Source organism: Streptomyces sp. NPDC049040 (assembly GCF_043197715.1).
GTDB lineage: Bacteria > Actinomycetota > Actinomycetes > Streptomycetales > Streptomycetaceae > Actinacidiphila.
Genome location: NZ_JBICTO010000002.1, coordinates 394,996 through 421,232 on the forward strand (window position 1 = coordinate 394,996; position 26,237 = coordinate 421,232).

Sequence of the window (26,237 nt, forward strand, 5' to 3'; positions counted from 1 at the left end):
GTAGCGCGGTGGCCCAGGCGGCCGACCCTAGACGCCCGTCAGTGCGGCGGTCGCCGAAGGGACGGTCTCGGCGAGCCGGTCGAGGCGCAGCCCCGGCAGCGTCGCCAGCGCGTGGCGCAGGACGGCGGCGAGCGGTCCCGACCTGGTCACCGCGTGGCCGACCCGGGTGCCTGCGCCGGTCTCGTGCAGCGTCCACTCGCACCGTTCGCTCATGCCGGGGACGGTCCACTCCATGTGGACGCGGTCCTGGGCGATCAGGGTGTAGCGGAAGGTGCCGCGCAGGTTGGGCAGTGTCCGCAGCTCGTAGTCCTGGCCCAGGGCGGCCTGCCGGGGGCCGGACATGGACAGGAACGCCGGATTCCAGTCGGGCAGCCGCTGCGGGTCGAGCAGCAGGGCGAGGACCTGGGCGCGGGTGGCGGGGACGGTACGGGTGCCGGTGGCGGTGCTGGTCATGGGAGTGCCTTTCGGGTGGTGGGCGGGCAGGGCCTATGCGCCCTGGGCGTCGATGCGGTTCTGCAGTGCGCGGGCGGCGGGCGATCCGGCGCAGACGCGCCGGAGCAGTTCGATCGCGGCGGATACGTCGATCTGCTCACCCGCGGCGTCGAGGGTGTCGTAGAAGTCGTCCTCGATCCGCCGCACCTCGTCGTTCGCGGAGCGGCCCGCCGCGGTCAGCGCGAGGGTGATCCGGCGGCGGTCGTCGGGAGCGCTGCCGCGTTCGACGAGGCCGGCGGTGACGAGGCGGTCGGCGAGCCGGCTGGGGTTGGTGCCGCTGTCGCAGACGAGCATGTCGCCGAGGCCGGTGAGGGCGAGCGGGCCGTGGTCGGCGAGGATGCGCAGCGCCTCGGACTGAGCCGGTGTCAGGCCGATCCCGGCGAGCTTGAGGGTGAGCTGCCTGTTGCCCTCGCGCTGCGCGGCCAGCACGAGGTAGCGCAGCAGTTCCGCCTGCCGCATGGGGCCGCCGTTACGTGCCGCGTTCATGGGATGCCTCTCTCCTTCATTCGTGTGTCGTGACATGTATGTCGTGACACATGAATGGTGATACGGAGCCGACGAACTGTCAAGCGACTAAAGGAAATGCCCGGTCGGGACGGGGTCACGCCCCCTGTCGGGGCAACTTCCCCGCTGATAGCGTCGATTCGCCGGGCAGGCTAGGCCGTATGGAGGGAATGGTTCCTTGACCTGCTCTTGGTGTTTTCATGGCCCTGACATGGACCGATCGGCGAAAGAGTATCGCTTTGCGGTACGGCGTGTACGCATAGCGGCGACACCGCAACGCGTGACCAACGCGACTAACGCGACAACTCGCTTCGCATGGGGGTTACATGAGATTTGAGCGCAGAAGGACGCGCATGGGACTCGCGGCTGCCGCGGCGCTGCCGCTGGTCGCCAGCGCGCTCGCGCTTGGCACCCAGTCCGCGTCGGCCGACCCGAACGCAGGACGCCAGCTCCTGTCCGGCACCAAGCCGCAGTGGGCAACCGCCCAGGCGGACAAGGGCGCCACGGCCGACTCGTCCAAGGTGACCGTCAGGGTCTACCTGGCCGGCCGGGACGCCAAGGGTCTCGCGGCCTACGCGAAGTCCGTGTCGGACCCGAACTCGGCGGACTACGGCCACTACCTGACGGCCGCCCAGACGCAGAAGGCGTACGGCGCGACCAAGGCGCAGGTGGCCGAGGTCACCGCCTGGCTGCAGTCCTCGGGCCTGAAGGTGACCGGTGCGAACCTGCACTACCTCACCGTCAGCGGGGACGTGGCCGCGGCGGAGAAGGCCTTCGGCACCCAGCTGCACAACTACAGCAAGTCGGGCCACACCTACCGCGCCCCGACCGGCAACGCCACCGCCCCCGCCTCCCTGGACGGCGCGGTGCTCACCGTCACCGGCCTGGACACGGCACCCAAGAAGTCCAGCCACGACGACGCGCTGCCGCCGCCGGACGCGGTCTTCAAGAACGCCGGGCCGTTCTCCACGTACTACGGCTCCAAGACCGACAAGAAGCTTCCGGACGCCTACGGCGGCAAGGCGCCGTACGCGATCCAGGGCTACACCGGTGACCAGCTGCGTGCCGCGTACGGCGCGGGCAAGTACACCGGCAAGGGCGTGCGGGTGGCCATCACCGACGCCTACGCGTCGCCGTACATCGCGCAGGACGCCGCCCGCTACGCCAAGGACACCGGCGGCCAGAAGTACAAGAAGGGCCAGCTCACGCAGGTCCTGCCGGCCGACTACAACAGCACAGAGGATTGCGACGCGGGCGGCTGGTACGGCGAGGAGACCCTCGACGTCGAGGCGGTGCACGCGGTCGCCCCCGACGCGGACATCGTCTACGTCGGCGGCGCCTCCTGCTTCGACAACGACCTGCTCGACGCGCTGAACAAGGTCGTCGACAACCACCTGGCCGACATCGTCTCCAACTCCTGGGGCGACGTCGAGGCCAACGAGACGCCGGACATCGCGGCGGCCTACGACCAGGTGTTCCAGCAGGGCGCTGTCGAGGGCATCGGCTTCTACTTCTCCTCCGGTGACGCGGGCGACAATGTCGCGTCCACCGGTGTGAAGCAGGCCGACACCCCCGGAAACTCCCCCTGGGCCACCTCCGTCGGCGGTACCTCGCTGGCGGTCGGCAAGAACGACAAGTACCAGTGGGAGACCGGCTGGGGCACCGAGCGCGCCCCGCTGTCCGCCGACGGAAAGACCTGGACCGGCTTCCCCGGCCCGTACACCTCCGGCGCGGGCGGCGGCACCAGCAAGCTCTACGACCAGCCGTTCTACCAGCGCGGTGTGGTCCCCGACTCGCTGGCGCTCGCCAACGGCGGCACCGTCAAGCAGCGTGTCCAGCCCGACATCGCGGCGGTCGCCGACCCGAACACCGGCTTCCTGGTCGGCCAGACCCAGTCCTACCCGGACGGGTCGCTCCAGTACAGCACGTACCGCATCGGCGGCACGTCGCTGGCCGCACCGGTGATCGCCGGCGTCCAGGCCCTCTCCCAGGAGGCCAGGCACGGCATCGCGATCGGCTTCGCCAACCCGCTCATCTACAACAAGTACGGGACGTCGGTCTACCACGACGTCACCGACCACCCGCTGGGTCAGGGCCAGGGCCTCGCCGTGGTCCGGGTGGACTACGCGAACGCGTTCGACGACTCGGAGGGCACCATCGTGTCCCTGCGGACGCTCGGCGCTGACGCGTCGCTGCACGCCACGGTCGGCTACGACGACGTCACCGGGGTGGGCACGCCCGCCAAGGGCTACGTCACCTCGTCGCTGCCGCCCAAGCGCGCGCACTAGCTCCGGGTGAGTACCGCGGCCCCCGCACCGTCACCGGTGCGGGGGCCGTACCCGCTGCGGTAACCTGGCGGCATGCGAGCCACGAGCCTCCTGCTTAGCGAGCCGCGCTGACAACGAACCACGTCGGTGCGGCACCCCTCCTGCGTGAGGGGCTTTTTTGTTTGTGCCGCAGGCAGGACCACAGGCAGAGACGGGCCGCAGCAGCCGTCATGACATCGATGGAGTACCGAGGACGATGAGCGACACCACCCCGGCCGCCGAGACGGCTGCGCCGCACCGCTACACCGCACAGCTGGCCGCCGACATCGAGAGCCGCTGGCAGGACCGCTGGGAGGCCGACGGCACCTTCGCCGCGGCGAACCCCAGCGGCGACCTGGACTCCGACCCCGAGCTGGCCGCGAAGCCCAAGAAGTTCATCATGGACATGTTCCCGTACCCCTCGGGTGCGGGACTGCACGTAGGCCACCCGCTGGGCTACATCGCCACCGACGTCTACGCCCGCTTCCAGCGCATGACCGGGCACAACGTGCTGCACACCCTGGGCTTCGACGCCTTCGGCCTGCCCGCCGAGCAGTACGCCGTGCAGACCGGCACGCATCCGCGGGTCTCGACCGAGGCCAACATGGTCACCATGCAGGCGCAGCTGCGCAGGCTGGGCCTGGGCCACGACCGCCGCCGCTCCTTCGCCACCATCGACCCCGAGTACTACCGCTGGACGCAGTGGATCTTCCTGCAGATCTACAACTCCTGGTACGACGCGGCCGCCGACCGCGCCCGCCCGATCGCGGACCTGGTCGCACAGTTCGCCGACGGCACCCGCGCCACCCCCGACGGGCGCCCCTGGGCCGACCTGACCGCCGCCGAGCAGTCCGACGTGCTGGGCACCCACCGGCTGGCGTACGCCGCCCAGTCGCCGGTCAACTGGTGCCCCGGCCTGGGCACCGTACTGGCCAACGAGGAGGTCACCGCCGACGGCCGCTCCGAGCGCGGCAACTTCCCCGTCTTCAAGGCCAACCTGCGGCAGTGGATGATGCGGATCACCGCCTACGCGGACCGGCTGCTGTCCGATCTGGACGCGCTGGACTGGCCCGAGGCGATCAAGCTGCAGCAGCGCAACTGGATCGGCCGCAGCGAGGGCGCCCGCGTCGACTTCCCCGTGCACCGCGCCGGCGCCCCGGCCGCCGATGACGCCGCGATCACCATCTTCACCACCCGCCAGGACACCCTGTTCGGGGCGACCTACATGGTGCTGGCACCCGAGCACGAGCTGGTCGACGCCATCGTGCCCGCCGCCTGGCCCGAGGGCACGCACGACGTGTGGACCGGCGGCCACGCCACGCCCGCCGACGCGGTCGCCGCCTACCGCAAGCAGGCCGCCTCGAAGTCCGACGTCGAGAGGCAGGCGGAGGCCAAGGACAAGACCGGCGTCTTCACCGGCGCCTTCGCCGTCAACCCGGTCAGCGGCGACCCCGTCCCGGTCTTCGTCGCCGACTACGTCCTGATGGGCTACGGCACCGGCGCCATCATGGCCGTCCCCGCCCACGACTCCCGCGACTTCGCCTTCGCCCGCGCCTTCGAACTGCCCATGCGCTGCGTGGTCGAACCCACCGACGGCCGCGGCACCGACCCCGCCACCTGGGACGACGCCTTCGCCTCGTACGACGCCAGGATCGTCAACTCGGCAGGCGCCGGCATCTCCCTGGACGGCCTGGGCGTGGCCGAGGCCAAGGCCGCGGTCACCACCTGGCTGGCCGAGCGCGGCATCGGCGCCGGCACCGTCAACTACCGCCTGCGCGACTGGCTGTTCAGCCGCCAGCGCTACTGGGGCGAGCCCTTCCCGATCGTCTACGACGAGGACGGCGTCCCGCACGACCTGCCCGACTCGATGCTGCCCGTCGAGCTGCCCGAGGTCGACGACTACAGCCCGCGCACCTTCGACCCGGACGACGCCGACACCTCGCCCGAGACCCCGCTGTCCCGCAACGCCGACTGGGTCACCGTCGAGCTGGACCTGGGCGACGGCCCCCGCACGTACCGCCGCGAGACCAACACCATGCCCAACTGGGCAGGCTCCTGCTGGTACGAGCTGCGCTACCTGGACCCCCACAACAGCGAGCGGCTGGTCGACCCGGACGTCGAGTCGTACTGGATGGGCCCGCGCGACGGGCAGCCCGCCGGCGGCGTCGACCTGTACGTCGGCGGTGCCGAGCACGCCGTCCTGCACCTGCTGTACGCCCGCTTCTGGCACAAGGTGCTGTACGACCTGGGCCACGTCTCCTCCTTCGAGCCGTTCCACAAGCTGTACAACCAGGGCATGATCCAGGCGTACGTCTACCGCGACGCACGCCGCATCGCCGTCCCCGCCGCCGAGGTCGAGGAGCGGGACGGCGCCTACTGGTACGCGGGCGAGCAGGTCTCCCGGCTGCTGGGCAAGATGGGCAAGTCGCTGAAGAACGCGGTGACCCCCGACGAGATCTGCGCCGAGTACGGGGCCGACACGCTGCGGCTGTACGAGATGGCCATGGGACCGCTGGACGTCTCCCGGCCCTGGGACACCCGGGCCGTCGTCGGCCAGTACCGGCTGCTGCAGCGGCTGTGGCGCAACGTCGTGGACGAGACCACCGGCGAGGTCACCGTCTCCGACACCGAGCCCGACGAGGAGACGCTGCGCGCCCTGCACAAGGCCATCGACGGCGTCACGGGCGACATGGCGGAGCTGCGCTTCAACACCGCCATCGCCAAGATCACCGAGCTGAACAACCACCTGACGAAGTCCGGCCGCCCGGTGCCGCGGTCCGTCGCCGAGCAGCTGGTGCTGCTGATCGCCCCGCTGGCCCCGCACGTCGCCGAGGAACTGTGGTCCAAGCTGGGCCACGGCGCCTCGCTGACCCACGCCGACTTCCCCGTCGCCGACCCCGACCTGGCCCAGGACCCCGCGGTGACCTGCGTCGTCCAGATCAAGGGCAAGGTCAAGGCCCGGCTGGAGGTCCCGCCGACCATCCCCGAGGCCGAACTGGAGACCCTGGCACTGTCCGACCCCGCGGTCGTCGCCGCGCTGGCGGGCGCGACGGTGCGCAAGGTGATCGTGCGCGCGCCGAAGCTGGTCAACATCGTGGTGTGAGGGTGCGCCCCCCGGGGCGCACCCCCTAAGGGGCAGGCCGGGGGATCCACCGGATTCCACCGGCCTGCCCCTTGCGGTTACCGTGGAGGAAGCAGCGCGTCGTGCTGAGGACTCTCAGGAGGAGCCGCTCGTGGAAACCGTCGGCATAGTCGTCCTCCTGTTCCTGCTGATCTTCCTGGCGCTGGCCACCGTCGCGACGGTCCGCACCACCCGCGCGCTCAAGCGCCGCGTGGCCCGCGGCACCGCACAGGCCCGCAGGGTCGTCGAGGACACCCAGCTCAAGGCCCGCCGCTACACCACGCCCGGCGTCGGCGGCGACGTGGCCCAACTGCGGATCGACCTGCGCACCGCCATCGACGCGACCTTCGCGGCCCTCGGCGAACGCCACCCGGAGGACGCCGCACTCGCCGAGGCCGCCTCCCTGCTGGCCCGCCTCAACGACCACGCCCGCGCCCTCGACGGCGAGCTCAAACTGCTCGAACGCGAGCCCGACAAGTCCCGCATCGCCGCCCGCCTGCCGGAACTCACCACCCGCGTCCACCACGTCACCCACTCCGCGGACTCGCTGCGCTGGGCCGCCCAGGACCGCGCCCACCACGCCACGACGGACGACCTGGCCTCCCTGACCGACCAGATCGCCATCGAGTCCGCCGCCCTCCGCCACTGGACCCCGACCCAGCCCCCCAAACTCCCTTCCCCCGGCGAATAGCCCCTCCGGGGGGACCTTCAACGAAACCCGGCCGGTCCGGCGAATCCCGGGCCTGTCCGCCCCATCCAAGCCCGTCCGGCGTTTGAGGACGTGCGGGTGGGTGGAGGTTGGTGTCGGGCGTTCTCAGCCCGTCCGGCGTTTGAGGACGTGCGGGTCGGTGGACGCCGGCGTCCACCAAATCCAGCCCGTCCGGCGTTTGAGGACCAGCCCCGCCGGCAATGAGGCGCCCCGCCACGGGCCAAGCTGTCGCCCCGACGCGCACCCCGGGTAATCTCCCGGACATGCCCCCGCACGTCGCCATCGTCACGGACTCCACGGCCTACCTCGGCCGTGACGCCCTGATCCGCCACCAGATCACCATCGTTCCCCTCACCGTGGTGATCGGCGACGAGGCCCTCGAAGAGGGCACCGAAATCTCCGCCCCCGCCGTCGCCCGCGCCCTCCAGCGCCGCCGCCCGGTCACCACCTCCCGCCCCGGCCCCCTCGAATTCACCGCCGCCTACGAGGCCGCCGCCGCCTCCGGCGCGGAAGCGATCGTCTCGCTCCACCTCTCCGCCGACTTCTCCGGCACCTACGACGCGGCGCTGGTCGCCGCGAAGGAGGCCCCGGTCCCGGTCCGCGTCGTGGACACCGGCATGGTCGCGATGGCGCTCGGCTTCACCGTCCTGGCGGCCGCGGAGACCGCGGAAGCGGGCGGCACCGCTGACGAGGTGGTCGCGGCGGCGGAGAAGCGGGCCGCGGACACCTCCGCGTACTTCTACGTGGACACGCTCGACTACCTGCGCAGGGGCGGCCGTATCGGCGCCGCCCAGGCCCTGTTCGGGTCGGCGCTCGCGGTGAAGCCGCTGCTGCGCCTCGCCGACGGCCGGATCGAACTGCTGGAGAAGGTCCGCACCGCCTCGAAGGCGATCACCCGCCTCGAGGAGATCGTGGTCGAGCAGGCGGGCAACCGCCGGGTGGCCCTCGCGGTCCACCACCTCGCCGCGGCCGACCGGGCGGCGACCCTCGCGGAGCGGCTGCGCGAGCGGGTGTCCGGCCTGGACGACCTCGTGGTCAGCGAGGTGGGCGCGGTGATCGGCGCGCACGCGGGACCCGGGCTGCTGGGCGTGGTGATCTCGCCGCACTGAGTGCGGTTGTCCACAGGCCGGGAGTTATCCACAGGCTGCGGACCAAGATCATCGCGGGCCGGGTGGGCCGGTCCACGATGATCGGTATGAACGCAACGAACGCAACGAACGCAACGAACGCAACGAACGCGACGAACGCGACGAACGCGACGAACCCGCTGGGCCCGGCAGGCCCGCTCACCGTCATCCGCCCGCGCCGCAGGGCCGCCGCGGCGCAGGCCAGGTCCGCGCTCACCCGGGAGCGCGCCGCCGCGATGTTCGGCGACCAGATTCAGCCGTCACCCCCGATCCCGCCCCCTGACCCACCGCCCGAGCCGTCGAAGGGGCGGCTGGACGGCCTGCGGATGTGGCTGCTGCTCCGCTGCGGCCTGGAATTCCGCACGGTGCTGGCCCTGGCGGTCGTCCTGCTGGTGGGCACGGGGCTGGCAGTCCAGCATTACGTGTCGGGCCGCCCGCGCGCGGTCCGCGTCCCCGTCGCGGTACCTGCCGCCGCCCCGCCTCCCACGGCCTCCGCCCGGCCGAGCCTCACGATCGACATCGCGGGCAAGGTCGCGCGCCCGGGTTTACGCCGGCTTCCCCCCGGCTCCCGTGTGGCCGACGCCCTGTCCGCGGCGGGCGGCGCGCTCCCGGGCACCGACACCACGGCCCTCAACCTTGCCCGCCCCCTGGCCGACGGCGAACAACTCCTGGTCGGCCTCGCCCCACCGGCCGACACCGGGGCCGGGGCCGGTGCCGCCTCCACCGACCCGGCTCCGGGCGCCCCCCTCGGCCTCAACTCGGCGACGGCCCCCCAACTCGACGCCCTCCCCGGCGTCGGCCCGGTCCTGGCCCAGCACATCCTTGACTTCCGCACCCAGCACGGCGGTTTCACCTCCCTCCAGCAACTCCGCCAAGTGCCAGGCATCGGCGACCGCAAGTTCACCACCCTCAAACCCCTGGTCCACCTATGACCACCCCGAAGACGCCCACGCCGGTGGCCGCGCGGGAAATGGAGGCGGGGAGCCCGCATCCACAGGGGCGTGCCGCCGTGCACGCGGCGGCGGCGTCCCGCCTGGGCGCGTCGAACCCCCGCCAGGACGGCCCCCCGGATCTCCGTCTGCTCCCGCCCGCCCTGGCGGCCTGGGCTGCCGCAGCTCTGACACCGGCAGTCGGTGCGGCGGCCATCCTCACCGTCACCGTCACCGTCGTGGCCGCCGTCGTGGCAACCGCTTTGGCGGCGGCTCGAGCCACCCGCAGCGCAGCCGGTCCGGGCCCCGGCCTGGACAACCCCGCCGGCGGCTCGGCGCCCGGACCGCCCAGCCCCCGGCGCCCACACCCGAGCCCGAGCCCGAGCCCGAGCCCGAGCGGAAAGCGCACCCGCGTCCCCACCCTCACCGCAGCGACAGCGGCGACCCTGCTGGCCGTCGTGGCGGCCACCACCGTTGCGGCGCTGGCGGACGCCGACCGCCATCGCGGCCCCATCCCGCGGCTGGCGTCCGGCACCGCACCGAGGACACCGGTGCGACTCGAACTGCGGATCACCGCGGACCCGTTCGCCACGCATCCCCGCACCCCGGGGACGCCCCGCCTCGCGGTGGTGACCGCGGAAGCCGTCCGTGTCGGCGCCATGAGGACCCGCACCCCCGTCGTGCTGATGGCGGACCGCGACCTGGGGTCCTGGCTCCGGCTGCTGCCGTCGACCACTTTGGCGGTCAGGGCACGACTGACACCGCCCACCCGCCCGGGGGACACGGCCGCTGCCGTCCTGCATGCCACAGGCCCGCCCCGGATCCTGGCCCCGCCCAGCGCACCGCAGCGCGCCGCCGCCCGTCTGCGGGCAGGCCTGCGCAGAGCGAGTGCCGGGCTGCCGCCCGACGCCCGGGCGCTGCTGCCCGGCCTGGTGATCGGCGACACCAGCGGCCTGCCACCGGAGTTGAAGGACGCCTTCCACGCGACGGACCTGGCTCATTTGACCGCGGTGTCAGGGGCGAACCTGACGATCGTGCTGCTCCTGCTGATCGGGCCGCCGGCAAGGGCGATCCGGGCCGAACGCCGCGGTCTGGCCGCCGCGCTCGGCATCCCGCTGCGCCTCACGGCAGTGCTCGGCGTGGGCCTGACCGCGGCCTTCGTACTCGTCAGCCGGCCGAGCCCGAGCGTGCTGCGGGCCGCCGCGTGTGGCCTGATCACGTTGCTGGCGATCGGCACCGGCCGCCGCCGCTCGCTGCTGCCCGCCCTGTGCGGCGCCGTCCTGCTGCTGGTGCTCTACGACCCGACCGTCGCGCGCTCTTACGGCTTCGCGCTGTCCGTTTTGGCCACCGGCTCGCTGCTGACGCTGGCCCCGCGCTGGAGTGCGGCCCTGCGCTCCCGGGGTGTGCCGCACAGGCTCGCAGAGGCCCTGGCGGCGGCGGGCGCGGCGCAAGCGGCCTGCGGCCCGCTGATCGTGGTGCTGTCGGCGCGCCTCAGCCTGGTCGCCGTGCCGTGCAATCTGCTGGCGGAGCCTGCCGTGGCGCCTGCGACGGTGCTGGGGTTCTGCGCCCTGGTGCTGGCACCGTTCGCCCCGCCGGCCGCGGCGGCCGTGGCGTGGCTCGCCGGCTGGCCGACCCGGTGGATCGTGACGGTCGCGCGGCATGGCGCGGCCCTGCCCGGGGCGGAGATCGGGTGGCCCGGCGGCTGGCCGGGCGCGGCATTGCTGGTCGCGCTGACGGTCGCGCTGGCGGTGGGCGGCAGGGCGCTGATCGGGCGGCCGTGGCCCGCGGCGGCGGGGGCGCTGCTCCTGCTGCTGGCGCTGGTGCGCCCGTTGCCGCTGCCCGGTCTTGTCACGGCGTGGCCGCCGGGCGACTGGCGGTTCGCGATGTGCGATGTCGGCCAGGGGGATGCGCTGGCGCTGTCCGCGGGGCCCGGCAGCGCCGTCGTGGTGGACACCGGGCCCGACCCGGCCCTGGCCGACCGCTGCCTGCGGGCGCTGCGGGTGACGACGATCCCGCTGCTGATCCTGACGCATTTCCACGCCGACCATGCGGACGGCCTCCCGGGTGTGCTGCACGGGCGCAGTGTCGGCGCGATCGAGACGACGGTGCTGGACGAGCCGGCGGCGCAGGCCGCCCGGGTGCGCCGGGAGGCGGCCGCCGCGGGGGTGCCGACCCTGCGGGCGAGCGCGGGGGAGCGGCGCTCCTCGGGACCTCTGTCCTGGCGGGTGCTGTGGCCTCCCTCGACCCCGGACGCGCTCCCTGACGACGACCCGAACGACGCGAGCGTGGCGCTGCTGGTCCGCACCGGCGGCCTGACGCTGCTGCTCGCGGGGGACCTGGGCCCGGTGGCCCAGCAGGAGGTGCTGGACGCGACGCCGGACCTGCCGAGGGTCGACGTCCTCAAGGTCGCGCACCACGGCAGCGGCTATCAGGACCCGGCGCTGTTCGCCCGTACGAGGCCGCGGCTGGCACTGATCTCGGTGGGCGCGCTCAACCGGTACGGCCACCCGGCGGACCGTACGGTCGCCGCGTTGCGGGCTCTGGGCGCGGCGGTGCTGAGGACCGACACGGACGGCCCGATCGCGGTGGCGGGCGACGGTCCTGCCGGGTTGCGGACGGTCCTGGCGGGCTCGGGGTGAACCGGGCCTGGGATGAAGCGGGCTCGGGGCGGCGCGGGACCGGGACCGGGGGGCGGGGACCGGGCCGGCACGGGCCCGAGGCGCCACGGGGGGCTCTAAAGGTCTGTTGATAAAGGAACCCTTGTAAAGAACTCTTTAGAAAGCTAGCTTTAGACACATGACGGAGAAACCATGGGACCACCAGGTCCACCTCACCGACCCGCGCGCCCTGCGCGCGTACGCCCATCCCACCCGGATGGCCCTGGTCGGACTGCTCCGGCTTGAGGGGCCGTTCACCGCGACCCGGGCCGCGGAGCTGACGGGCGAGTCCGTTGCCAGCTGCTCGTACCACCTGCGGATACTGGCCAAGTACGGCCTGGTGGAGGAGGCCGACCCGGGCGGCCCCGGCCGGGAGAAGCCGTGGCGGGCCACCGCCGCGTACACGAACTGGCCCAACTATTCGGAGGACCCCGCGGTCGCCTCCGCGGCCGAGGCGCTGAACGCGGCGGTCGCGGAGAACCAGTTCCACCGCATGATGCGGGCGCTGGAGACCCGGCACGCCCTGCCCGCCGAATGGCAGCAGGCCGAGCGCCACTCCGACGCGATCCTCTACCTCACCCCGCAGGAGCTGCGCGATCTCGGCGAGCGGCTGGACGCGATGGTCGGGGAGTTCGCCGGCCGCAACCACGACCCCGGGCTGCGGCCGGAGGGCGCCCGCCGGGTCGCCTATCTGAACGTCGCCTATGTCGCACCCGAGACGTTCACGGACGGCGCCCGGCCCGAGGCCGGGCAGGACCGCCCGGAGGAGCAGCCGTGAGCACGGCCACCGCGGTGCGCTCGCTGGCCTCCCGCGCCCCGGCGCTGCTGCACGAACGGCAGTTCCGGCGCTACTGGACCGGCCAGACGGTCTCGCTCTTCGGTGACGAGGTCAGCTACCTTGCCGTCCCGCTGACCGCCGTCCTCGTGTTGCACGTCGGACCCACCGGTATGGGCTGGCTGCGTTTCGCCGGCCTGCTGCCCGCGCTGCTGTTCTCGCTGCCCGCCGGCGCCTGGGCGGACCGGCGGGGGCGGCGCCGGCAGACCATGATCGCCGCCGACCTGGTCCGGGCGGCGCTGATGGCCTCGCTGCCCCTCGGCTACGCGCTCGGTGTGCTCACCTTCGCCCAGCTCTGTGTCGTCGTCTTCGCGGTCGGCACGCTGGCGGTCGTCTTCGACGTGTGCAATGCCACGCTTTTCGTGTCGCTGGTCACTCCCGAGCAGTACGTGGCGGGCAACTCCCTCACCAACGGCAGCCGGGCCTTCTCGTTCGTCGCCGGGCCGAGCGCGGGCGGCCTGCTGGTCCAGCTGCTCGCCGCACCCCTCGCGTTGCTCACCGACGCGCTGTCCTATCTGGCCTCGGCCTCCCAACTCGCCCGGATAGCCCCCGTCGAACCACCCGCCGCCGAGCGCGGCAAGGGCCAGCTGACGGCCGGGCTGCGGTTCATCGCCCGCTCCCCGCTGCTCCGGGCGATGCTCGCGAGCGTCGCGACCATCAACTTCTTCAACTTCATCTTCAACACCCTGCTGGTCCTCTACGTCGTCGGCGAACTCGGCCTGAGCGCCGGGACGCTGGGCCTGGTCATCGGCGCGGGAGCCTTCGGCAGCCTGCTCGGGGCGGTGATCAGCGGGCGGATCGTCCGGGCGATAGGCGTCGGCCCCGCGCTCACCGTCGGCGCCGTCGCCTTCCCCGCGCCGCTCGTCCTCGTGCCCCTGGCCGGCGGCCCGACCCCGCTGCTCCTGGGCACCTTCGCCGCCGCGGAATTCCTCGCGGGCCTCGGCGTGATGCTGCTGGACATATCCGCGGGTTCGCTCCAGGCGGCGATCATCCCGAACGCCCTGCGCTCCCGTGTCAGCGGCGCCTTCCGCACCGTCAACTACGGCGTCCGGCCGCTCGGTGCCCTGGCCGGCGGCTTCCTCGGATCCACGATCGGCCTGCGCCCCGCCCTGTGGGTGGCCACCCTCGCCGGCACCCTCGGCTTCCTGTGGCTGCTCCCGTCCCCCGTTCCCCGCACCCGGGAACTGCCCACGTCACCGTGACCGGCCCCCGACCTCACTGGTGCGCGGACCGGGTGAGGCGCCCTGTGCGGCTACTCCAGCCAGCCGTCGTGCGACGCCGCGAGCGCGTCGAGCACGGCGGTGTCGAGGCGCCCGCCGGGGTCCTCGACGACCACCAGCCACTGGGCGTCCTCCGCGTCGTCCTCGCCGGCGAGGGCGTCACGCACCAGCCGGGGCTCTTCCGCGAGGGAGAAGCGGTCGGCGAGGTCGGCACCGACCTCCTCCGCGGCATCGCGGTCGGGAAGTACCAGGACATGGCGTACGTCGGTCACCCGGACATTGTGCCGTGGGGAGCGGCGGCCCGGATGTCACAGGGGCGTGGGATGCTGGGCGGCGATGGCAAGGAAGACCGCTCAAGACGACCCGCTCGCCGCGCTCACGCTCGCCGTGGGGCAGGAGGACCTGCTGCTCGACCGTGCCGTGCGGGAGGTGGTGCTTGCCGCCCGGGCGGTGGACGCCGACACCGACGTGCGCGACCTGGCGCCGGAGGCGCTGCAACCGGGCACCCTGGCCGAGCTGACCAGCCCGTCCCTCTTCGCCGAGCGCAAGGTCGTCGTCGTGCGCAATGCGCAGGACCTGTCCAGCGACACGGTCAAGGACGTCAAGGCCTATCTGGCCGCGCCGGCGGAGGAGATCACCCTGGTGCTGCTGCACGCCGGCGGGGCCAAGGGCAAGCCGCTGCTCGACGCGGCGCGCAAGGCGGGCGCCCGGGAGGTGGCGTGCCCGAAGATGACCAAGCCGGCCGACCGGCTGGCCTTCGTACGCGGCGAGTTCCGCACGCTCGGCAGGTCCGTGACGCCCGAGGCGGCGCAGACCCTGGTCGACGCGATCGGCAGCGACCTGCGGGAGCTGGCCAGCGCGTGCTCGCAGCTGGTCGCGGACACCGAGGGCACGGTCGACGTGGAGGTGGTCGCCCGCTACTACACCGGCCGCGCCGAGGCCACCGGCTTCGAGGTCGCCGACCTGGCGGTGACCGGGCGGACGGCCGAGGCGCTGGAGCGGCTGCGCTGGGCTCTGTCGGTGGGCCAGCCGCTCCCCGGCATCACCTTCGCGCTGGCCTCCGGGGTCCGCGCCATCGGCAAGCTCGCCTCGGCCCCGCGCGGTGCCAACCCGGGCCAGCTGGCCCGTGAGCTCGGCATGCCGCCGTGGAAGATCGACCGGGTACGGCAGCAGATCCGCGGCTGGAGCGCGGACGGGGTCTCGGTCGCGCTGCGCGCGGTCGCGGAGGCCGACGCGGCGGTCAAGGGCGCCGCCGCGGACCCGGCGTACGCCCTGGAGAAGGCCGTGGTCATCATCGCCCGCGCCGCCCGCAGCCGCACCTGACCTGACCGCACCTGACCTGACCTGGACCCTACGGCCGGCCCGCGCCCGCGAGCCGCCCAAGCGGCTCGAACCGCCGAAACCGGCCGAAACCGGCCGAGTCGGCCGGGCCGCACGAGCCACCCGAGCCGCATCGGCCGGCTGAACGGCCCCCTGCCTACTTGAGCTTGGCCATGGTCGCCTTGGTGGACGACTTCACCCAGTCCGTCGCCTGGTCGAGTGTCGCGATCTTGTCGCTGCCCTCGTCCAGCGAGGAGGCGTAGCCGTTCCACGACAGCGTGAAGGTCATCCAGCCGTCCCGTACGGCGAGCACCACCTCGCGGCTGCCGCTCAGGTCGGAGCCCGACGTGGTGGCGGTGTCCTTGGTGACCAGGTACGCCTCGTCGCCGAAGCCGTCGACCGGTGTGGTCTTGTACTTGTCGTCGGGGGCCGAGCCGTGGTCCTCGAAGCTCTTCCAGTGGTCGCTGAACTCCGGCTGCGGGTCGCTCTTGCGGTGCAGGTCCGCCTCGATGGAGACGTAGGAGTAGGAGTAGTCCGAGCCGGAGGAGGTGGAGTCGTCCTTGTCCAGGCTCTCCGAGCAGAACATCTGCACCACGGTGGGACGGTCGCTGGTGTAGGAGGTGGGGTCCGGGTCGGGCTTGGGGTATTCGGTCTTGAAGGCGCTCAGGTCGGAGGAGTCGCACAGGTCCTTCTTGGCGGTGTAGCCGCGAAGATCGGCCTTGCCCGAGTCCTTGCGGAGCAGCACCAATCCGCCGCCCCACAGCGCGGACGCCACGGCGGCGCCGACCACGGCCCACAGCACCGCTTTGCCCGCCCCGCCCCGCAGACCGCCCGCGGGGACGGCACCCGGCTGCTGCGCGGGACCGTAGTAGGCGGGCGCCGGCGCACCGTAGGGGCCGGCCGATGTCTGGGCGTAGGGATTGTGCTGCGGGGGTACGGGCGCTCCGTATCCGCCGGCCTGCGGCTGGCCCGGTATCTGCCCCGGCGGCCCCGGCGGGGGCACCGCTCCCGGGCCCTGCGGGGGGTTCTGGTAGGGATTGGCGCCCGGCTGGTCAGGCGGCGGCGGCATCGACATGCCGTGAGGATATCGACACTGTCAGCTGAACGTACTGCCCGTCCGGGAATCCCGGACGGGCAGCAGAGGTGTGTCGGTGCGCCGCAGGCACGTGGCGAACGTCCGCGTGCGGCACGGGTCTTGGGCGATGCGGGTCCGGGCGGTAGAGGGGCCGCTGATTCCGGTTGCCCGCGGTGCCGCCGACCCTGGTGCGCGGAAACCGCGCGGGCCGTACCGGCAATGCAGGTCGTGCGGGTCTCACAGGTCGTGCGGTGGTGCTCGGGTGCTGCGAAGGGTGATCAGCCCTGGAGCGCGGCGACCGACTGCGCGATGGCCGACTTCTTGTTCGCGGCCTGGTTCTTGTGGATGACGCCCTTGCTCACGGCCTTGTCGAGCTTCTTGGACGCGGCGCGCGCGGCGGCCTCGGCCTTGGCGGCGTCACCGGAGGCGACAGCCTCGCGGGTGCGGCGGACCGCGGTCTTGAGCTCGGACTTGACCGCCTTGTTGCGCAGGCGCGCCTTCTCGTTGGTCTTGTTGCGCTTGATCTGGGACTTGATGTTCGCCACGAAAGAGCCTTCTCAGGTTCGTTTACCGAAAGGATCAGCGCCTCGGGTCCCGCGGTACTCGACCGGAGGGGTCACGAGGCACAGCGCCCCAGGTTACCAGCAGCACTCGGGCGCTCCCAAACCGTCCGGCGGCCGCCGGCCATGGGACTATGGACGCCTACGTATCGATCCGACCAGCCAGCAGAGACCGCGTCCCGCGCCGAGCGCGGCGGCGGGCGTCTCGAGAAAATGGACCCTGCGTGCCCGCGACTCCCTCTTCCGTGCCGGCCCACGTGCCGGAGCCGAGCCGTACCGACCCGGCGCTGATCCGCAACTTCTGCATCATCGCGCACATCGACCACGGCAAGTCGACGCTCGCCGACCGGATGCTCCAGCTCACCGGAGTCGTCGACGCGCGGCAGATGCGCGCTCAGTACCTCGACCGGATGGACATCGAGCGCGAGCGCGGTATCACCATCAAGTCGCAGGCCGTCCGGCTGCCCTGGCAGCCCACCGGCGGTGGCGGTACGCACATCCTGAACATGATCGACACCCCGGGGCACGTCGACTTCACCTACGAGGTGTCCCGCTCGCTCGCCGCCTGCGAGGGCACCGTCCTGCTGGTGGACGCGGCGCAGGGCATCGAGGCCCAGACGCTGGCCAATCTCTATCTCGCGATGGAGAACGACCTCACGATCATCCCGGTGCTGAACAAGATCGACCTGCCCGCCGCGCAGCCGGAGAAGTTCTCCGAGGAGCTGGCGAACCTCATCGGCTGCGACCCCGACGACGTGCTGCGGGTCTCGGCGAAGACCGGCGTCGGGGTGGACGCGCTGCTCGACCGGGTGGTCAGGGACGTCCCCGCCCCGGTCGGCATCGCCGGCGCGCCCGCCCGCGCGATGATCTTCGACTCGGTCTACGACTCCTACCGCGGCGTGGTCACCTACGTCAGGGTCATCGACGGGCAGCTCACCAAGCGCGAGCGGATCCGGATGATGTCCACCGGCGCCACCCACGAGCTGCTGGAGATCGGCACCAACTCGCCGGAGATGCTGCCCGCCGACGGTCTCGGCGTGGGCGAGGTCGGCTATCTGATCACCGGTGTGAAGGACGTACGGCAGTCCAAGGTCGGTGACACCATCACCACCCTCACGGCGGGCGCCACCGAGGCGCTGGGCGGCTACAAGGACCCGAAGCCGATGGTCTTCTCCGGCCTGTACCCGCTGGACGGCTCCGACTACCCGGAGCTGCGCGAGGCCCTGGACAAGCTCCAGCTCAACGACGCGGCGCTGGTCTACGAGCCGGAGACGTCCGCCGCGCTCGGCTTCGGCTTCCGGGTCGGCTTCCTCGGCCTGCTGCACCTGGACGTGATCCGCGAGCGGCTGGAGCGCGAGTTCGGCCTCGACCTGATCGCGACGGCGCCCAACGTCGTCTACCGGGTCCTGATGGAGGACGGCACCGAGCACGTCGTCACCAATCCGAGTGAATTCCCCGAGGGCAAGATCTCCGAGGTCCACGAGCCGGTGGTGCGGGCCACGGTGCTCGCCCCGACCGAGTTCATCGGCGCGATCATGGAGCTGTGCCAGAACCGGCGCGGCTCGCTGCTGGGCATGGACTACCTGTCGGAGGACCGGGTCGAGATCCGCTACACCCTGCCGCTGGCCGAGATCGTCTTCGACTTCTTCGACAACCTCAAGTCCAAGACGCGCGGCTACGCCTCGCTGGACTACGAGCCCACCGGGGAGCAGAGCGCCGACCTGGTCAAGGTCGACATCCTGCTGCACGGCGACAAGGTGGACGCCTTCTCGGCGATCACCCACAAGGAGAAGGCGTACGCGTACGGCGTCCGGCTGGTCGCCAAGTTGCGCGAGCTGATCCCGCGGCAGAACTTCGAGGTGCCGATCCAGGCCGCCATCGGCGCCCGGGTGATCGCCCGCGAGACGGTGCGCGCCATCCGCAAGGACGTGCTCGCCAAGTGCTATGGCGGTGACATCTCCCGGAAGCGCAAGCTGCTGGAGAAGCAGAAGGAGGGCAAGAAGCGGATGAAGATGGTCGGCAGCGTGGAGGTGCCGCAGGAGGCCTTCATCGCGGTGCTGTCCACCGACTCCGACGGAGAGTCCAAGGCGAAGAAGTAGGGCGGCGGACGCGGGGCGCGGCGCGAGCGTACGGCGCCCCCGCCCGCGCCGCGCGGGGGTACTCCCAGGTGAAGCCGCCGGTGGGAGTGCCCGGGGCGGGGCTCCTGGGGAGATGCGACGCGCAGGTCGCACCCTCTTACGCGCGAGGCGTCGGCCCTCTACTCTGATCCGACGGATAGGTTACTGGTGAGTTAAGAACGCCCGCGCGTGCCCGGAGGTTGCGGTGACCGACACACAGACGTTGCTCGAGAATCGGCCGCCCTCCGTGGCGACGCTCTTCCTTGACCGGGTGGCGGCCACGCCGGACGCGGAGGCCTACCGCTACCCGGTGCCGCCGGAGAGCGGTGAGGGCCCCGACGGCTGGAAGTCGCTGACCTGGGGGGAGTCCTCCCGCAGGGTGTACGCCATCGCGGCCGGCCTCATGGACCTCGGGGTGCGCCCCGAGGAGCGCGTCGCCATCGCCTCCAACACCCGCGTCGAGTGGATCCTCGCCGACCTCGGGGTGCTGTGCGCCGGGGCGGCCACCACCACCGTCTATCCGAGCACCAACGCCGACGAGACCGCCTTCATCCTCGCCGACTCCGGCAGCCGCGTCCTGATCGCGGAGGACGCCGCGCAGCTCGACAAGGCCAGGCGGCGCAGGGCAGAGCTGCCCGAGCTCGCCCATGTGGTCGTGATCGACCCGGAGGGCGCGCTCGACGAGGCGGGCGACGGTTGGGTGCTCTCGCTCGCGGAGCTGGAGAAGCGCGGCGAGGCCTATCTGGCGCAGCACCCCGGCGCGGTGGTCGACGCCGTCGCGGCGATCACCGGCGACCAGCTCGCCACGCTGATCTACACCTCCGGCACCACGGGCCGCCCCAAGGGCGTCCGGCTGCCGCACGACTGCTGGTCGTACATGGCGCGGGCCATCCAGGCGATCGACCTGCTGGAGCCCGAGGACGTGCAGTATCTGTGGCTGCCGCTCGCGCACGTCTTCGGCAAGGTGCTGACCGCCGGGCAGATCTCCGTCGGGCACATCACCGCCGTCGACGGCCGGGTCGACAAGATCATCGAGAACCTGCCGATCGTGCAGCCGACGTACATGGCCGCGGTCCCGCGGATCTTCGAGAAGGTCTACAACGGTGTGGCGGGCCGCGCGCGTGCGGGCGGCGCGGCGAAGTACCGGATCTTCCAGTGGGCGGCGGCCGTCGCGCGCGACTACGCCAAGGCCACGCAGACCAGCATGCGGCTGACCGGGACGCCCTCGGCGCCGATGGGGCTGCGGACCAAGCACGCGCTGGCCGACAAGCTCGTCTACGCCAAGCTGCGGGAGGCCTTCGGCGGCCGGCTGCGGGCCTGCGTGTCCGGCTCCGCCGCGCTCGCCCCCGACATCGGCTACTTCTTCGCCGGCGCCGGCATCCACATCCTGGAAGGCTACGGCCTCACCGAGTCCAGCGCCGCCAGCTTCGTCAACCCGGGTGAGAGCTACCGCACCGGCACGGTCGGCAAGGCGCTGCCGGGCCTCGAGGTCCGCATCGCCGAGGACGGCGAGATCCTGCTGCGCGGACCGGGCATCATGCAGGGCTACCACGGGCTGCCCGAGAAGACCGCGGAGGTCCTCGAACCGGACGGGTGGTTCCACACCGGGGACATCGGGGAACTGTCGCCCGACGGCTTCCTCAAGATCACCGACCGCAAGAAGGACCTGATCAAGACCTCGGGCGGCAAGTACATCGCCCCGGCGGAGGTGGAGGGGCAGTTCAAGGCGGTGTGCCCCTTCGTCAGCAACGTGCTGGTCGTCGGCGGCGGGCGCAACTTCTGCACGGCTCTGCTCGCGCTCGACGAGCCGACGATCCTCGACTGGGCGGCGGAGCACGACCTCGGCGGCAAGTCCTACGCGGAGGTCGTCGCCACGGCCGAGGTCCGCGAGCTCATCGGCGGCTACGTGCAGCAGCTCAACGAAGGGCTCCAGCGCTGGCAGCAGATCCGGCAGTTCCGGCTGCTGCCGCGCGACCTCGACGTCGAGCACGGTGACCTCACGCCCAGCCTGAAGCTGAAGCGCCCGGTCGTGGAGCGGGAGTTCGCCACGCTCATCGAGGAGATGTACGCGGGCGCCCGCGAGGCGTAGCGCCTTTCGGGCAGGGCGGCGGGGGCCACTCCGCCCCCCGCCGCCCTGCGGGCTGCCCGCGCGGCCCGCGCGACGCTGACGGCTGCCCTCCGCCACGCAGGGGCGGGGCGCCGCCACGGGCCGACCCCTCCCGGAACCAGAGGAGTGGAACCGCGCGCGCCCTTTCCCGGCCGGGCGGGAGGGGGATGACGCGGGATGTTAGTGGGTCGCCGTCCGGGGCGGGCGGTGTTCGCGGGAAAGGGACCCACGCGGGTGTCACGGAGTGACACCGAGCGGTGGCGGCCTGTAACCATGGAGTGGTGAGGCTCCCCCCTGCTCGCCGTGCGGGCGAGGCCCGCGAGACGGCCCCGGACCCGGCAGAACCCGTGTCGCGGACGAGTCTGCCCGGCACCCAGCAGGCGGCCGGTGCCGCCCGCCGCTTCCTGCGGGCCGCGCTGGCGCAGTGGGCGGAGACTGGGCCGCCCGAGGCGGCCGGCATCGGCGACCGGCTGATGGACGACGGCACGCTCCTGGTGAGCGAGCTGGTGACGAACGCCGTGGTCCACGCCGGCACCGCCGTCGAGCTGGCATGCCGCCTCGACACCCGGGAGTGGCCGCCCGGCGTCGTGGTCGAGGTGTCGGACCACCACCCGGCGCGGGTGCTCCGCGACGACGAGGGTCCCGACATCCCCGACGACAGCCGGGAGGGCGGCCGCGGACTCCAGCTCGTCGCCGCGCTGTCCGACGCCTGGGGCATCAGCTACCGCCGCGACCGCAAGACGGTGTGGTGCCGCTTCGACCTGCCGGACGGCGGGCCCGCAGCCGACACCCCGCTGCCGGCTCCCAGCCCGGAACCGCCCGCGGAGTTGTTCGCGCCCGAGCCGCCGCCCGCCTGCCGGGGCTGCGGCTCGGACTGGGTCGAACGCGGCGCGCTGTCCTTCCTCGCCGAGGCCTCCGACCTGCTCGCGGGCCAGCTGGACGAGGACAACGTGACCTCGCTCGCGGCGCAGCTGCTGGTGCCGCGGATCGCCGACTGGTGCGCGGTGTGGGTCTACCCGGCGGATGCCGAGCCGCGGCTGGCGAGCGTGTGGCACAGCGAGGAGCAGCGGATCGACGGGCTGCGGGCCGTTCTCGAGAAGTCACCGCCTGAGGCGGCCCCGCGGCCCGGGGCTCGGCGGGCGGCCTGGCCCGCGTCCGACGGCGCGGGGTGCGGCGGTGGCGGCGCCCTCGTGGTGCCGCTGACCGTGGCGGGGCGCTGCCACGGCACGCTGCTGCTGGGCCGGGCGGGGGAGCTCGGCCTGCCCGACGAGATGACCGGCCTGGTCGAGGACTTCGCCCGCAGGGTCGCCCTGGCGATGGACACGGCCCGGCAGTACGCCCGCCAGGCGATGATCAGTTCGGTCCTCCAGCGCGGCCTGCTGCCGCCGGCGGTGGGGAGGATCCCGGGTGTCGAGCACGCCGTCGTCTACGAGCCGCTGGCCGGCGACTGGGTCGGCGGTGACTTCTACGACCTGTTCCCCGCAGGGGACGGCCGCTGGTGCTTCGCGCTGGGCGACGTGTGCGGCAACGGCCCCGAGGCCGCCTCGCTCGCCGGCATCGCCCGCCCGATGCTGCGGTTGCTGGCCCGCGAGGGCTACGGCGTCTGCGACGTGCTCGACCGGCTCAACAAGGCGCTGGCCGACGAGGCCGCCGCCGCGCTGGTGGGCGGGACCGCGGCCTGGGACGGCGGCCAGGCCCGCTTCCTCTCGCTGCTCTACGGCGAGGTCACGCCCTACGCCCCGGAGCGCGGCGCCCACTGCACGCTGGCCTCCGCCGGGCACCCGCTGCCCCTGGTGCTCGGCCGGAACGGCACGGTCAGGGAGGCGGCCACCCCGCAGATACTGCTCGGGATCTCGGATACGACGCAGTACGTGAGCGAGTCCTTCGGCCTGGCGCCGGGCGACACCCTGCTGTGCGTCACCGACGGCGTCACCGAGCGCCGCCGCGGCCGGCGGCTGTTCGACGACGACGACGGCCTGGCCGCGGTTCTCGGCGGCTGCACCGGCCTGGACGCGGCCGGTATCGCCGAACGCGTCCGGCACGCGGTGCACGCCTACGACATCGCGCCGCCCGCCGACGATCTCGCGGTGCTCGTGCTCCAGGCCCGCTGACGTGCCGGGCAACGGCCGCGGTGCCGGATACTGGGGGAATGCCCTCCGTACTGCCCGACGGCGAACCCGTGCCCGACAACGGCGCCCTGCCGCCGCAGGCGCTGACCGGCGCCGCGGGACGGCCGCTCGGCTTCTACCTCCACGTGCCCTACTGCGCCACCCGCTGCGGCTACTGCGACTTCAACACCTACACCGCGAGCGAGCTGCGCGGCTCCGGCGGTGCGCTGGCGTCCCGCGACAACTACGCCGACGTCCTCATCGAGGAGATCCGGCTGGCCAGGAAGGTGCTCGGGGACGACCCGCGGCAGGCCGAGACCGTCTTCGTCGGCGGCGGCACCCCCACCCTGCTGCCGGCCGCCGACCTGGTGCGGATGCTCGGCGCGATCCGCGACGAGTTCGGGCTCGCGCCGGACGCGGAGATCACCACGGAGGCCAACCCCGAGTCCGTCGACCCGGCGTACCTGGCGGAGCTGCGGGACGGCGGCTTCAACCGGATGTCCTTCGGCATGCAGAGCGCCCGGCAGCACGTCCTGCAGGTCCTCGACCGCACCCACACCCCGGGGCGGCCGGAGGCGTGCGTCGCGGAAGCCCGCGCCGCCGGCTTCGAGCACGTCAACCTCGACCTGATCTACGGCACCCCCGGCGAGTCCGACGACGACTGGCGGGCCTCGCTGGACGCGGCGACGGCCGCCGGGCCCGACCATGTGTCGGCCTACGCGCTGATCGTCGAGGAGGGTACCGGGCTGGCCCGGCGGATCCGGCGCGGCGAGGTGCCGATGACCGACGACGACGAGCACGCCGACCGCTACCTCATCGCCGACGAACGGCTGTCCGCGGCCGGATTCGGCTGGTACGAGGTCTCCAACTGGGCCACCACGGAAGCGGGCAGGTGCCGCCACAACGAGCTGTACTGGACCGGCGCCGACTGGTGGGGCGCCGGCCCCGGCGCGCACAGCCACGTCGGCGGGGTGCGCTGGTGGAACGTCAAGCACCCCGGCGCCTACGCGCAGGCGATCGCCGAGTCCCGCACCCCCGGCGCGGGACGGGAGGTCCTCGGGGAAGAGGACCGCAGGATCGAGCGGATCCTGCTGGAGCTGCGCCTTTCCGCGGGCTGCCCGCTGGACCTGCTCACCGAGGCCGGCGCGCGGGCCGCGGTCCGCGCGGTGGCGGACGGCCTGCTGGAGCCCGCCGCGCACGCGGCCGGACGGGCCGTCCTCACCCTGCGCGGCCGGCTGCTGGCCGACGCCGTGGTGTGCGACCTCACCGACTGAGCGGCGCCCCGCCGCCGGCTCAGGGCACCGTCACGAAGTCGATCAGGTGCTCCACCGATCCCAGCAGTTCGGGCTGGAGGTCCTTGTACGTGCGCACCGACGCCAGGATCCGCTGCCACGCCTCGCCCGTGGACATGTCCCAGCCCAGCGCGCGGCACACCCCGGTCTTCCAGTCCTCGCCGCGCGGCACCCGCGGCCACTGCCGGATGCCGACCGAGGCGGGCTTCACCGCCTCCCACACGTCGATGTAGGGGTGCCCCACCACCAGGACGTCCGCGCCGCTCACCGACGCGGCGATACGGGACTCCTTGGAGCCGGGCACCAGGTGGTCGACCAGCACGCCCAGGCGGGCGCCGGGGGCCGGGCCGAAGTCCGCCACGATCGCGGGCAGGTCGTCGACGCCCTCCAGATACTCCACGACCACCCCCTCGACCCGCAGGTCGTGGCCCCACACCCGCTCGACCAGCTCGGCGTCGTGCCGCCCCTCCACGTAGATCCGCCCGGCCCGCGCCACCCGTGCCTTGGCGTCCGGCACCGCGACGGAGCCCGAAGCCGACAGCAGCGGACCGCGGGGCGCCGCCACGGCCTGCGGGCGCACCAGCGTGACCGTGCGGCCGTCGATCAGGAAGCCGCGGGGCGTCATCGGGAAGACCCGGTGCTTGCCGAACCGGTCCTCCAGGGTGACCGTCAGCCCCTCCGCGCTCTTCTCGCAGCGCACCACCGCCCCGCAGAAGCCGGTGGCGGCCTCCTCGACCACGAGGTCGGCCTCCGCCGCCACCTCGGGCGCCGGGCCGCTCTTCTTCCACGGCGGGGTCAGATCGGGGTCGTAGCTCCTGCTGCGCATGGTGGCGATCGTAGCCAGCCGCCCCTGCCGCTCCCTAGGACGTCCCGAAACGCGCCGCCAGCGCGTCCCGCTGGGCCCGCAGGAAACGCGCGTCGACCACCGCCCCGTGGCCCGGCACGTAGCGGCCCGTCTCGCCGCCGAGCGCCAGCAGCGCGTCCAGGGTGGCCGGCCAGCGGGCCGGGTCCGCGTCGTCGCCCGCCTGCGGCTCGCCGGACTCCTCGACCAGGTCGCCGCAGAAGACCACCACCGGGTCGCTCGCGGTGGCGCCGGGCACGACCACCACCAGGTCGTGGTCGGTGTGCCCGGTCCCCGGGTGCACCAGCCGGACCGGCCGCTCGCCCAGGTCGACGGCGACCTCCCCGGTCACCTGCCGGGTGGGCGGCACCAGCGCCCGCGCCGCGCGCTCCGCCTCCGCCGGGTCGGTGCCGTGCCCGACGGCGCTCTCCCGCAGCGCCTCGCGCTCCCGGCGCAGGTGATCCCCGAGCGAGCGCTGCCCGAACACCTCGGCCCCGGGGAAGGCCGCGGTGCCGAAGACATGGTCGAAGTGGCCATGGGTGAGGGCGATGTGGGTGACCGCCCGCCCGGTCAGCGCCTCGACCTGCGCGCGCAGCTCCTCGCCCTCGCGCAGCGTCGAGGCCGTGTCCACCAGCAGCACGCCGTCGGACCCGACCACCAGGCCGATCGTCACATCGAGATGGGGCATCCTGCGCCGGGCGACCCCGGGAGCCAGCTGCTCCCAGACAGAACCACCCGAACCCGGATCCTCCGTGCGCTCCACAGATTCCACGGGGTGACGCTATCGCCGCCGCGGGGCCGCGGGCCGCCACCTCCGCGTACCCGGTGTGCCGCACCCTTGCCGAGCCCTTGCCGCCTCGCCGTACACTTGCTGCGGGAAAGCTGGCACTCGAAACGGCGGAGTGCCAGGCCGGGAA

General features: G+C 72.9%; 20 protein-coding genes. 13 read left to right on the top strand and 7 right to left on the bottom strand.

Annotation, left to right across the window (positions count from 1 at the left end):
- Positions 1 to 27: 27 nt before the first annotated feature.
- On the bottom strand, positions 28 to 453 hold the full coding sequence (locus ACGFMP_RS06625; RefSeq protein ID WP_393670706.1) for an SRPBCC family protein: 426 nt from the start codon (positions 451 to 453) through the stop codon (positions 28 to 30).
- A 33-nt stretch (positions 454 to 486) separates the two neighbouring features.
- On the bottom strand, positions 487 to 978 hold the full coding sequence (locus ACGFMP_RS06630) for a MarR family winged helix-turn-helix transcriptional regulator (protein ID WP_393670707.1): 492 nt from the start codon (positions 976 to 978) through the stop codon (positions 487 to 489).
- Positions 979 to 1,349: 371 nt separating this feature from the next.
- Here ACGFMP_RS06630 and ACGFMP_RS06635 point away from each other — a divergent pair, with 371 nt between their 5' ends.
- The 8 genes from ACGFMP_RS06635 to ACGFMP_RS06670 all read left to right on the top strand — a co-directional run bounded on the left by ACGFMP_RS06635 (position 1,350) and on the right by ACGFMP_RS06670 (position 13,882).
- Positions 1,350 to 3,284, top strand: coding sequence for a protease pro-enzyme activation domain-containing protein (locus ACGFMP_RS06635; protein WP_393670709.1), 1,935 nt, complete (start codon positions 1,350 to 1,352; stop codon positions 3,282 to 3,284).
- A 235-nt stretch (positions 3,285 to 3,519) separates the two neighbouring features.
- Positions 3,520 to 6,405 carry a leucine--tRNA ligase gene (gene leuS / locus ACGFMP_RS06640; protein WP_393670711.1) on the top strand — a complete coding sequence of 962 codons (2,886 nt, stop codon included), beginning with the start codon at positions 3,520 to 3,522 and terminating at the stop codon, positions 6,403 to 6,405.
- Positions 6,406 to 6,535: 130 nt separating this feature from the next.
- Positions 6,536 to 7,114: a hypothetical protein gene (locus tag ACGFMP_RS06645; protein WP_393670712.1), complete on the top strand. Its 579-nt coding sequence runs from the start codon at positions 6,536 to 6,538 to the stop codon at positions 7,112 to 7,114.
- Between the two features lie 281 nt (positions 7,115 to 7,395).
- Positions 7,396 to 8,241 carry a DegV family protein gene (locus ACGFMP_RS06650; protein WP_393670713.1) on the top strand — a complete coding sequence of 282 codons (846 nt, stop codon included), beginning with the start codon at positions 7,396 to 7,398 and terminating at the stop codon, positions 8,239 to 8,241.
- Positions 8,242 to 8,327: 86 nt separating this feature from the next.
- Positions 8,328 to 9,191 carry a helix-hairpin-helix domain-containing protein gene (locus ACGFMP_RS06655; RefSeq protein ID WP_393670714.1) on the top strand — a complete coding sequence of 288 codons (864 nt, stop codon included), beginning with the start codon at positions 8,328 to 8,330 and terminating at the stop codon, positions 9,189 to 9,191.
- Positions 9,188 to 11,827 carry a ComEC/Rec2 family competence protein gene (locus tag ACGFMP_RS06660; RefSeq protein WP_393670716.1) on the top strand — a complete coding sequence of 880 codons (2,640 nt, stop codon included), beginning with the start codon at positions 9,188 to 9,190 and terminating at the stop codon, positions 11,825 to 11,827. Before ACGFMP_RS06655 ends, ACGFMP_RS06660 begins: the two co-directional genes overlap by 4 nt.
- 157 nt (positions 11,828 to 11,984) lie before the next feature.
- Positions 11,985 to 12,623, top strand: a complete 639-nt coding sequence (locus ACGFMP_RS06665) for a winged helix-turn-helix domain-containing protein (protein ID WP_393670717.1) — start codon at positions 11,985 to 11,987, stop codon at positions 12,621 to 12,623.
- Positions 12,620 to 13,882 (top strand): MFS transporter, encoded by a 1,263-nt coding sequence (locus ACGFMP_RS06670; RefSeq protein ID WP_393670719.1) that lies wholly within the window; start codon positions 12,620 to 12,622, stop codon positions 13,880 to 13,882. Before ACGFMP_RS06665 ends, ACGFMP_RS06670 begins: the two co-directional genes overlap by 4 nt.
- 50 nt (positions 13,883 to 13,932) lie before the next feature.
- Here ACGFMP_RS06670 and ACGFMP_RS06675 read toward each other — a convergent pair whose 3' ends face one another.
- Complete coding sequence (locus ACGFMP_RS06675; protein WP_393670720.1) at positions 13,933 to 14,172, bottom strand: hypothetical protein; 240 nt, start codon at positions 14,170 to 14,172, stop codon at positions 13,933 to 13,935.
- Positions 14,173 to 14,236: 64 nt separating this feature from the next.
- Here ACGFMP_RS06675 and holA point away from each other — a divergent pair, with 64 nt between their 5' ends.
- Entirely contained in the window at positions 14,237 to 15,223 is a 987-nt protein-coding gene (gene holA, locus ACGFMP_RS06680) for a DNA polymerase III subunit delta (protein WP_393670722.1), read from the top strand.
- A 154-nt stretch (positions 15,224 to 15,377) separates the two neighbouring features.
- On the opposite strand, the gene ACGFMP_RS06685 is transcribed toward holA, so the two are convergent.
- Together ACGFMP_RS06685 and rpsT are read right to left on the bottom strand one after the other, a co-directional pair.
- Complete coding sequence (locus ACGFMP_RS06685) at positions 15,378 to 16,295, bottom strand: hypothetical protein (RefSeq protein WP_393670723.1); 918 nt, start codon at positions 16,293 to 16,295, stop codon at positions 15,378 to 15,380.
- A gap of 278 nt (positions 16,296 to 16,573) precedes the next feature.
- Complete coding sequence (gene rpsT / locus ACGFMP_RS06690) at positions 16,574 to 16,840, bottom strand: 30S ribosomal protein S20 (protein ID WP_327291173.1); 267 nt, start codon at positions 16,838 to 16,840, stop codon at positions 16,574 to 16,576.
- Between the two features lie 239 nt (positions 16,841 to 17,079).
- Between rpsT and lepA the strand changes: the two genes are divergently transcribed.
- From lepA to hemW, 4 genes are all read left to right on the top strand, one after another.
- Positions 17,080 to 18,954 carry a translation elongation factor 4 gene (lepA, locus tag ACGFMP_RS06695; RefSeq protein ID WP_393670724.1) on the top strand — a complete coding sequence of 625 codons (1,875 nt, stop codon included), beginning with the start codon at positions 17,080 to 17,082 and terminating at the stop codon, positions 18,952 to 18,954.
- Positions 18,955 to 19,177: 223 nt separating this feature from the next.
- Positions 19,178 to 21,061: an AMP-dependent synthetase/ligase gene (locus tag ACGFMP_RS06700; protein WP_393670726.1), complete on the top strand. Its 1,884-nt coding sequence runs from the start codon at positions 19,178 to 19,180 to the stop codon at positions 21,059 to 21,061.
- Positions 21,062 to 21,360: 299 nt separating this feature from the next.
- Positions 21,361 to 23,190 carry a SpoIIE family protein phosphatase gene (locus ACGFMP_RS06705; protein WP_393670728.1) on the top strand — a complete coding sequence of 610 codons (1,830 nt, stop codon included), beginning with the start codon at positions 21,361 to 21,363 and terminating at the stop codon, positions 23,188 to 23,190.
- 38 nt (positions 23,191 to 23,228) lie between these two features.
- Complete coding sequence (gene hemW / locus ACGFMP_RS06710; RefSeq protein ID WP_393670730.1) at positions 23,229 to 24,461, top strand: radical SAM family heme chaperone HemW; 1,233 nt, start codon at positions 23,229 to 23,231, stop codon at positions 24,459 to 24,461.
- Between the two features lie 19 nt (positions 24,462 to 24,480).
- Here the strand turns inward: hemW and ACGFMP_RS06715 are convergent, their stop codons facing one another.
- Both ACGFMP_RS06715 and ACGFMP_RS06720 read right to left on the bottom strand, forming a co-directional pair.
- Entirely contained in the window at positions 24,481 to 25,305 is an 825-nt protein-coding gene (locus ACGFMP_RS06715) for a DUF3097 domain-containing protein (RefSeq protein WP_393670732.1), read from the bottom strand.
- A 34-nt stretch (positions 25,306 to 25,339) separates the two neighbouring features.
- A complete protein-coding gene (locus ACGFMP_RS06720; RefSeq protein WP_393671354.1) occupies positions 25,340 to 26,083 on the bottom strand; it encodes an MBL fold metallo-hydrolase in 744 nt (247 codons plus the stop codon).
- Positions 26,084 to 26,237: the final 154 nt, after the last annotated feature.

What these genes read in the sequence shown, in the direction of transcription:
- ACGFMP_RS06625 (WP_393670706.1), bottom strand. Translation starts at nt 453, where the DNA reads ATGACCAGCACCGCCACCGGCACCCGTACCGTCCCCGCCACCCGCGCC.
- ACGFMP_RS06630 (WP_393670707.1), bottom strand. Translation starts at nt 978, where the DNA reads ATGAACGCGGCACGTAACGGCGGCCCCATGCGGCAGGCGGAACTGCTG.
- ACGFMP_RS06635 (WP_393670709.1), top strand. Translation starts at nt 1,350, where the DNA reads ATGGGACTCGCGGCTGCCGCGGCGCTGCCGCTGGTCGCCAGCGCGCTC.
- leuS (WP_393670711.1), top strand. Translation starts at nt 3,520, where the DNA reads ATGAGCGACACCACCCCGGCCGCCGAGACGGCTGCGCCGCACCGCTAC.
- ACGFMP_RS06650 (WP_393670713.1), top strand. Translation starts at nt 7,396, where the DNA reads ATGCCCCCGCACGTCGCCATCGTCACGGACTCCACGGCCTACCTCGGC.
- ACGFMP_RS06655 (WP_393670714.1), top strand. Translation starts at nt 8,328, where the DNA reads ATGAACGCAACGAACGCAACGAACGCAACGAACGCAACGAACGCGACG.
- ACGFMP_RS06660 (WP_393670716.1), top strand. Translation starts at nt 9,188, where the DNA reads ATGACCACCCCGAAGACGCCCACGCCGGTGGCCGCGCGGGAAATGGAG.
- ACGFMP_RS06665 (WP_393670717.1), top strand. Translation starts at nt 11,985, where the DNA reads ATGACGGAGAAACCATGGGACCACCAGGTCCACCTCACCGACCCGCGC.
- holA (WP_393670722.1), top strand. Translation starts at nt 14,237, where the DNA reads ATGGCAAGGAAGACCGCTCAAGACGACCCGCTCGCCGCGCTCACGCTC.
- ACGFMP_RS06685 (WP_393670723.1), bottom strand. Translation starts at nt 16,295, where the DNA reads ATGTCGATGCCGCCGCCGCCTGACCAGCCGGGCGCCAATCCCTACCAG.
- hemW (WP_393670730.1), top strand. Translation starts at nt 23,229, where the DNA reads ATGCCCTCCGTACTGCCCGACGGCGAACCCGTGCCCGACAACGGCGCC.
- ACGFMP_RS06715 (WP_393670732.1), bottom strand. Translation starts at nt 25,305, where the DNA reads ATGCGCAGCAGGAGCTACGACCCCGATCTGACCCCGCCGTGGAAGAAG.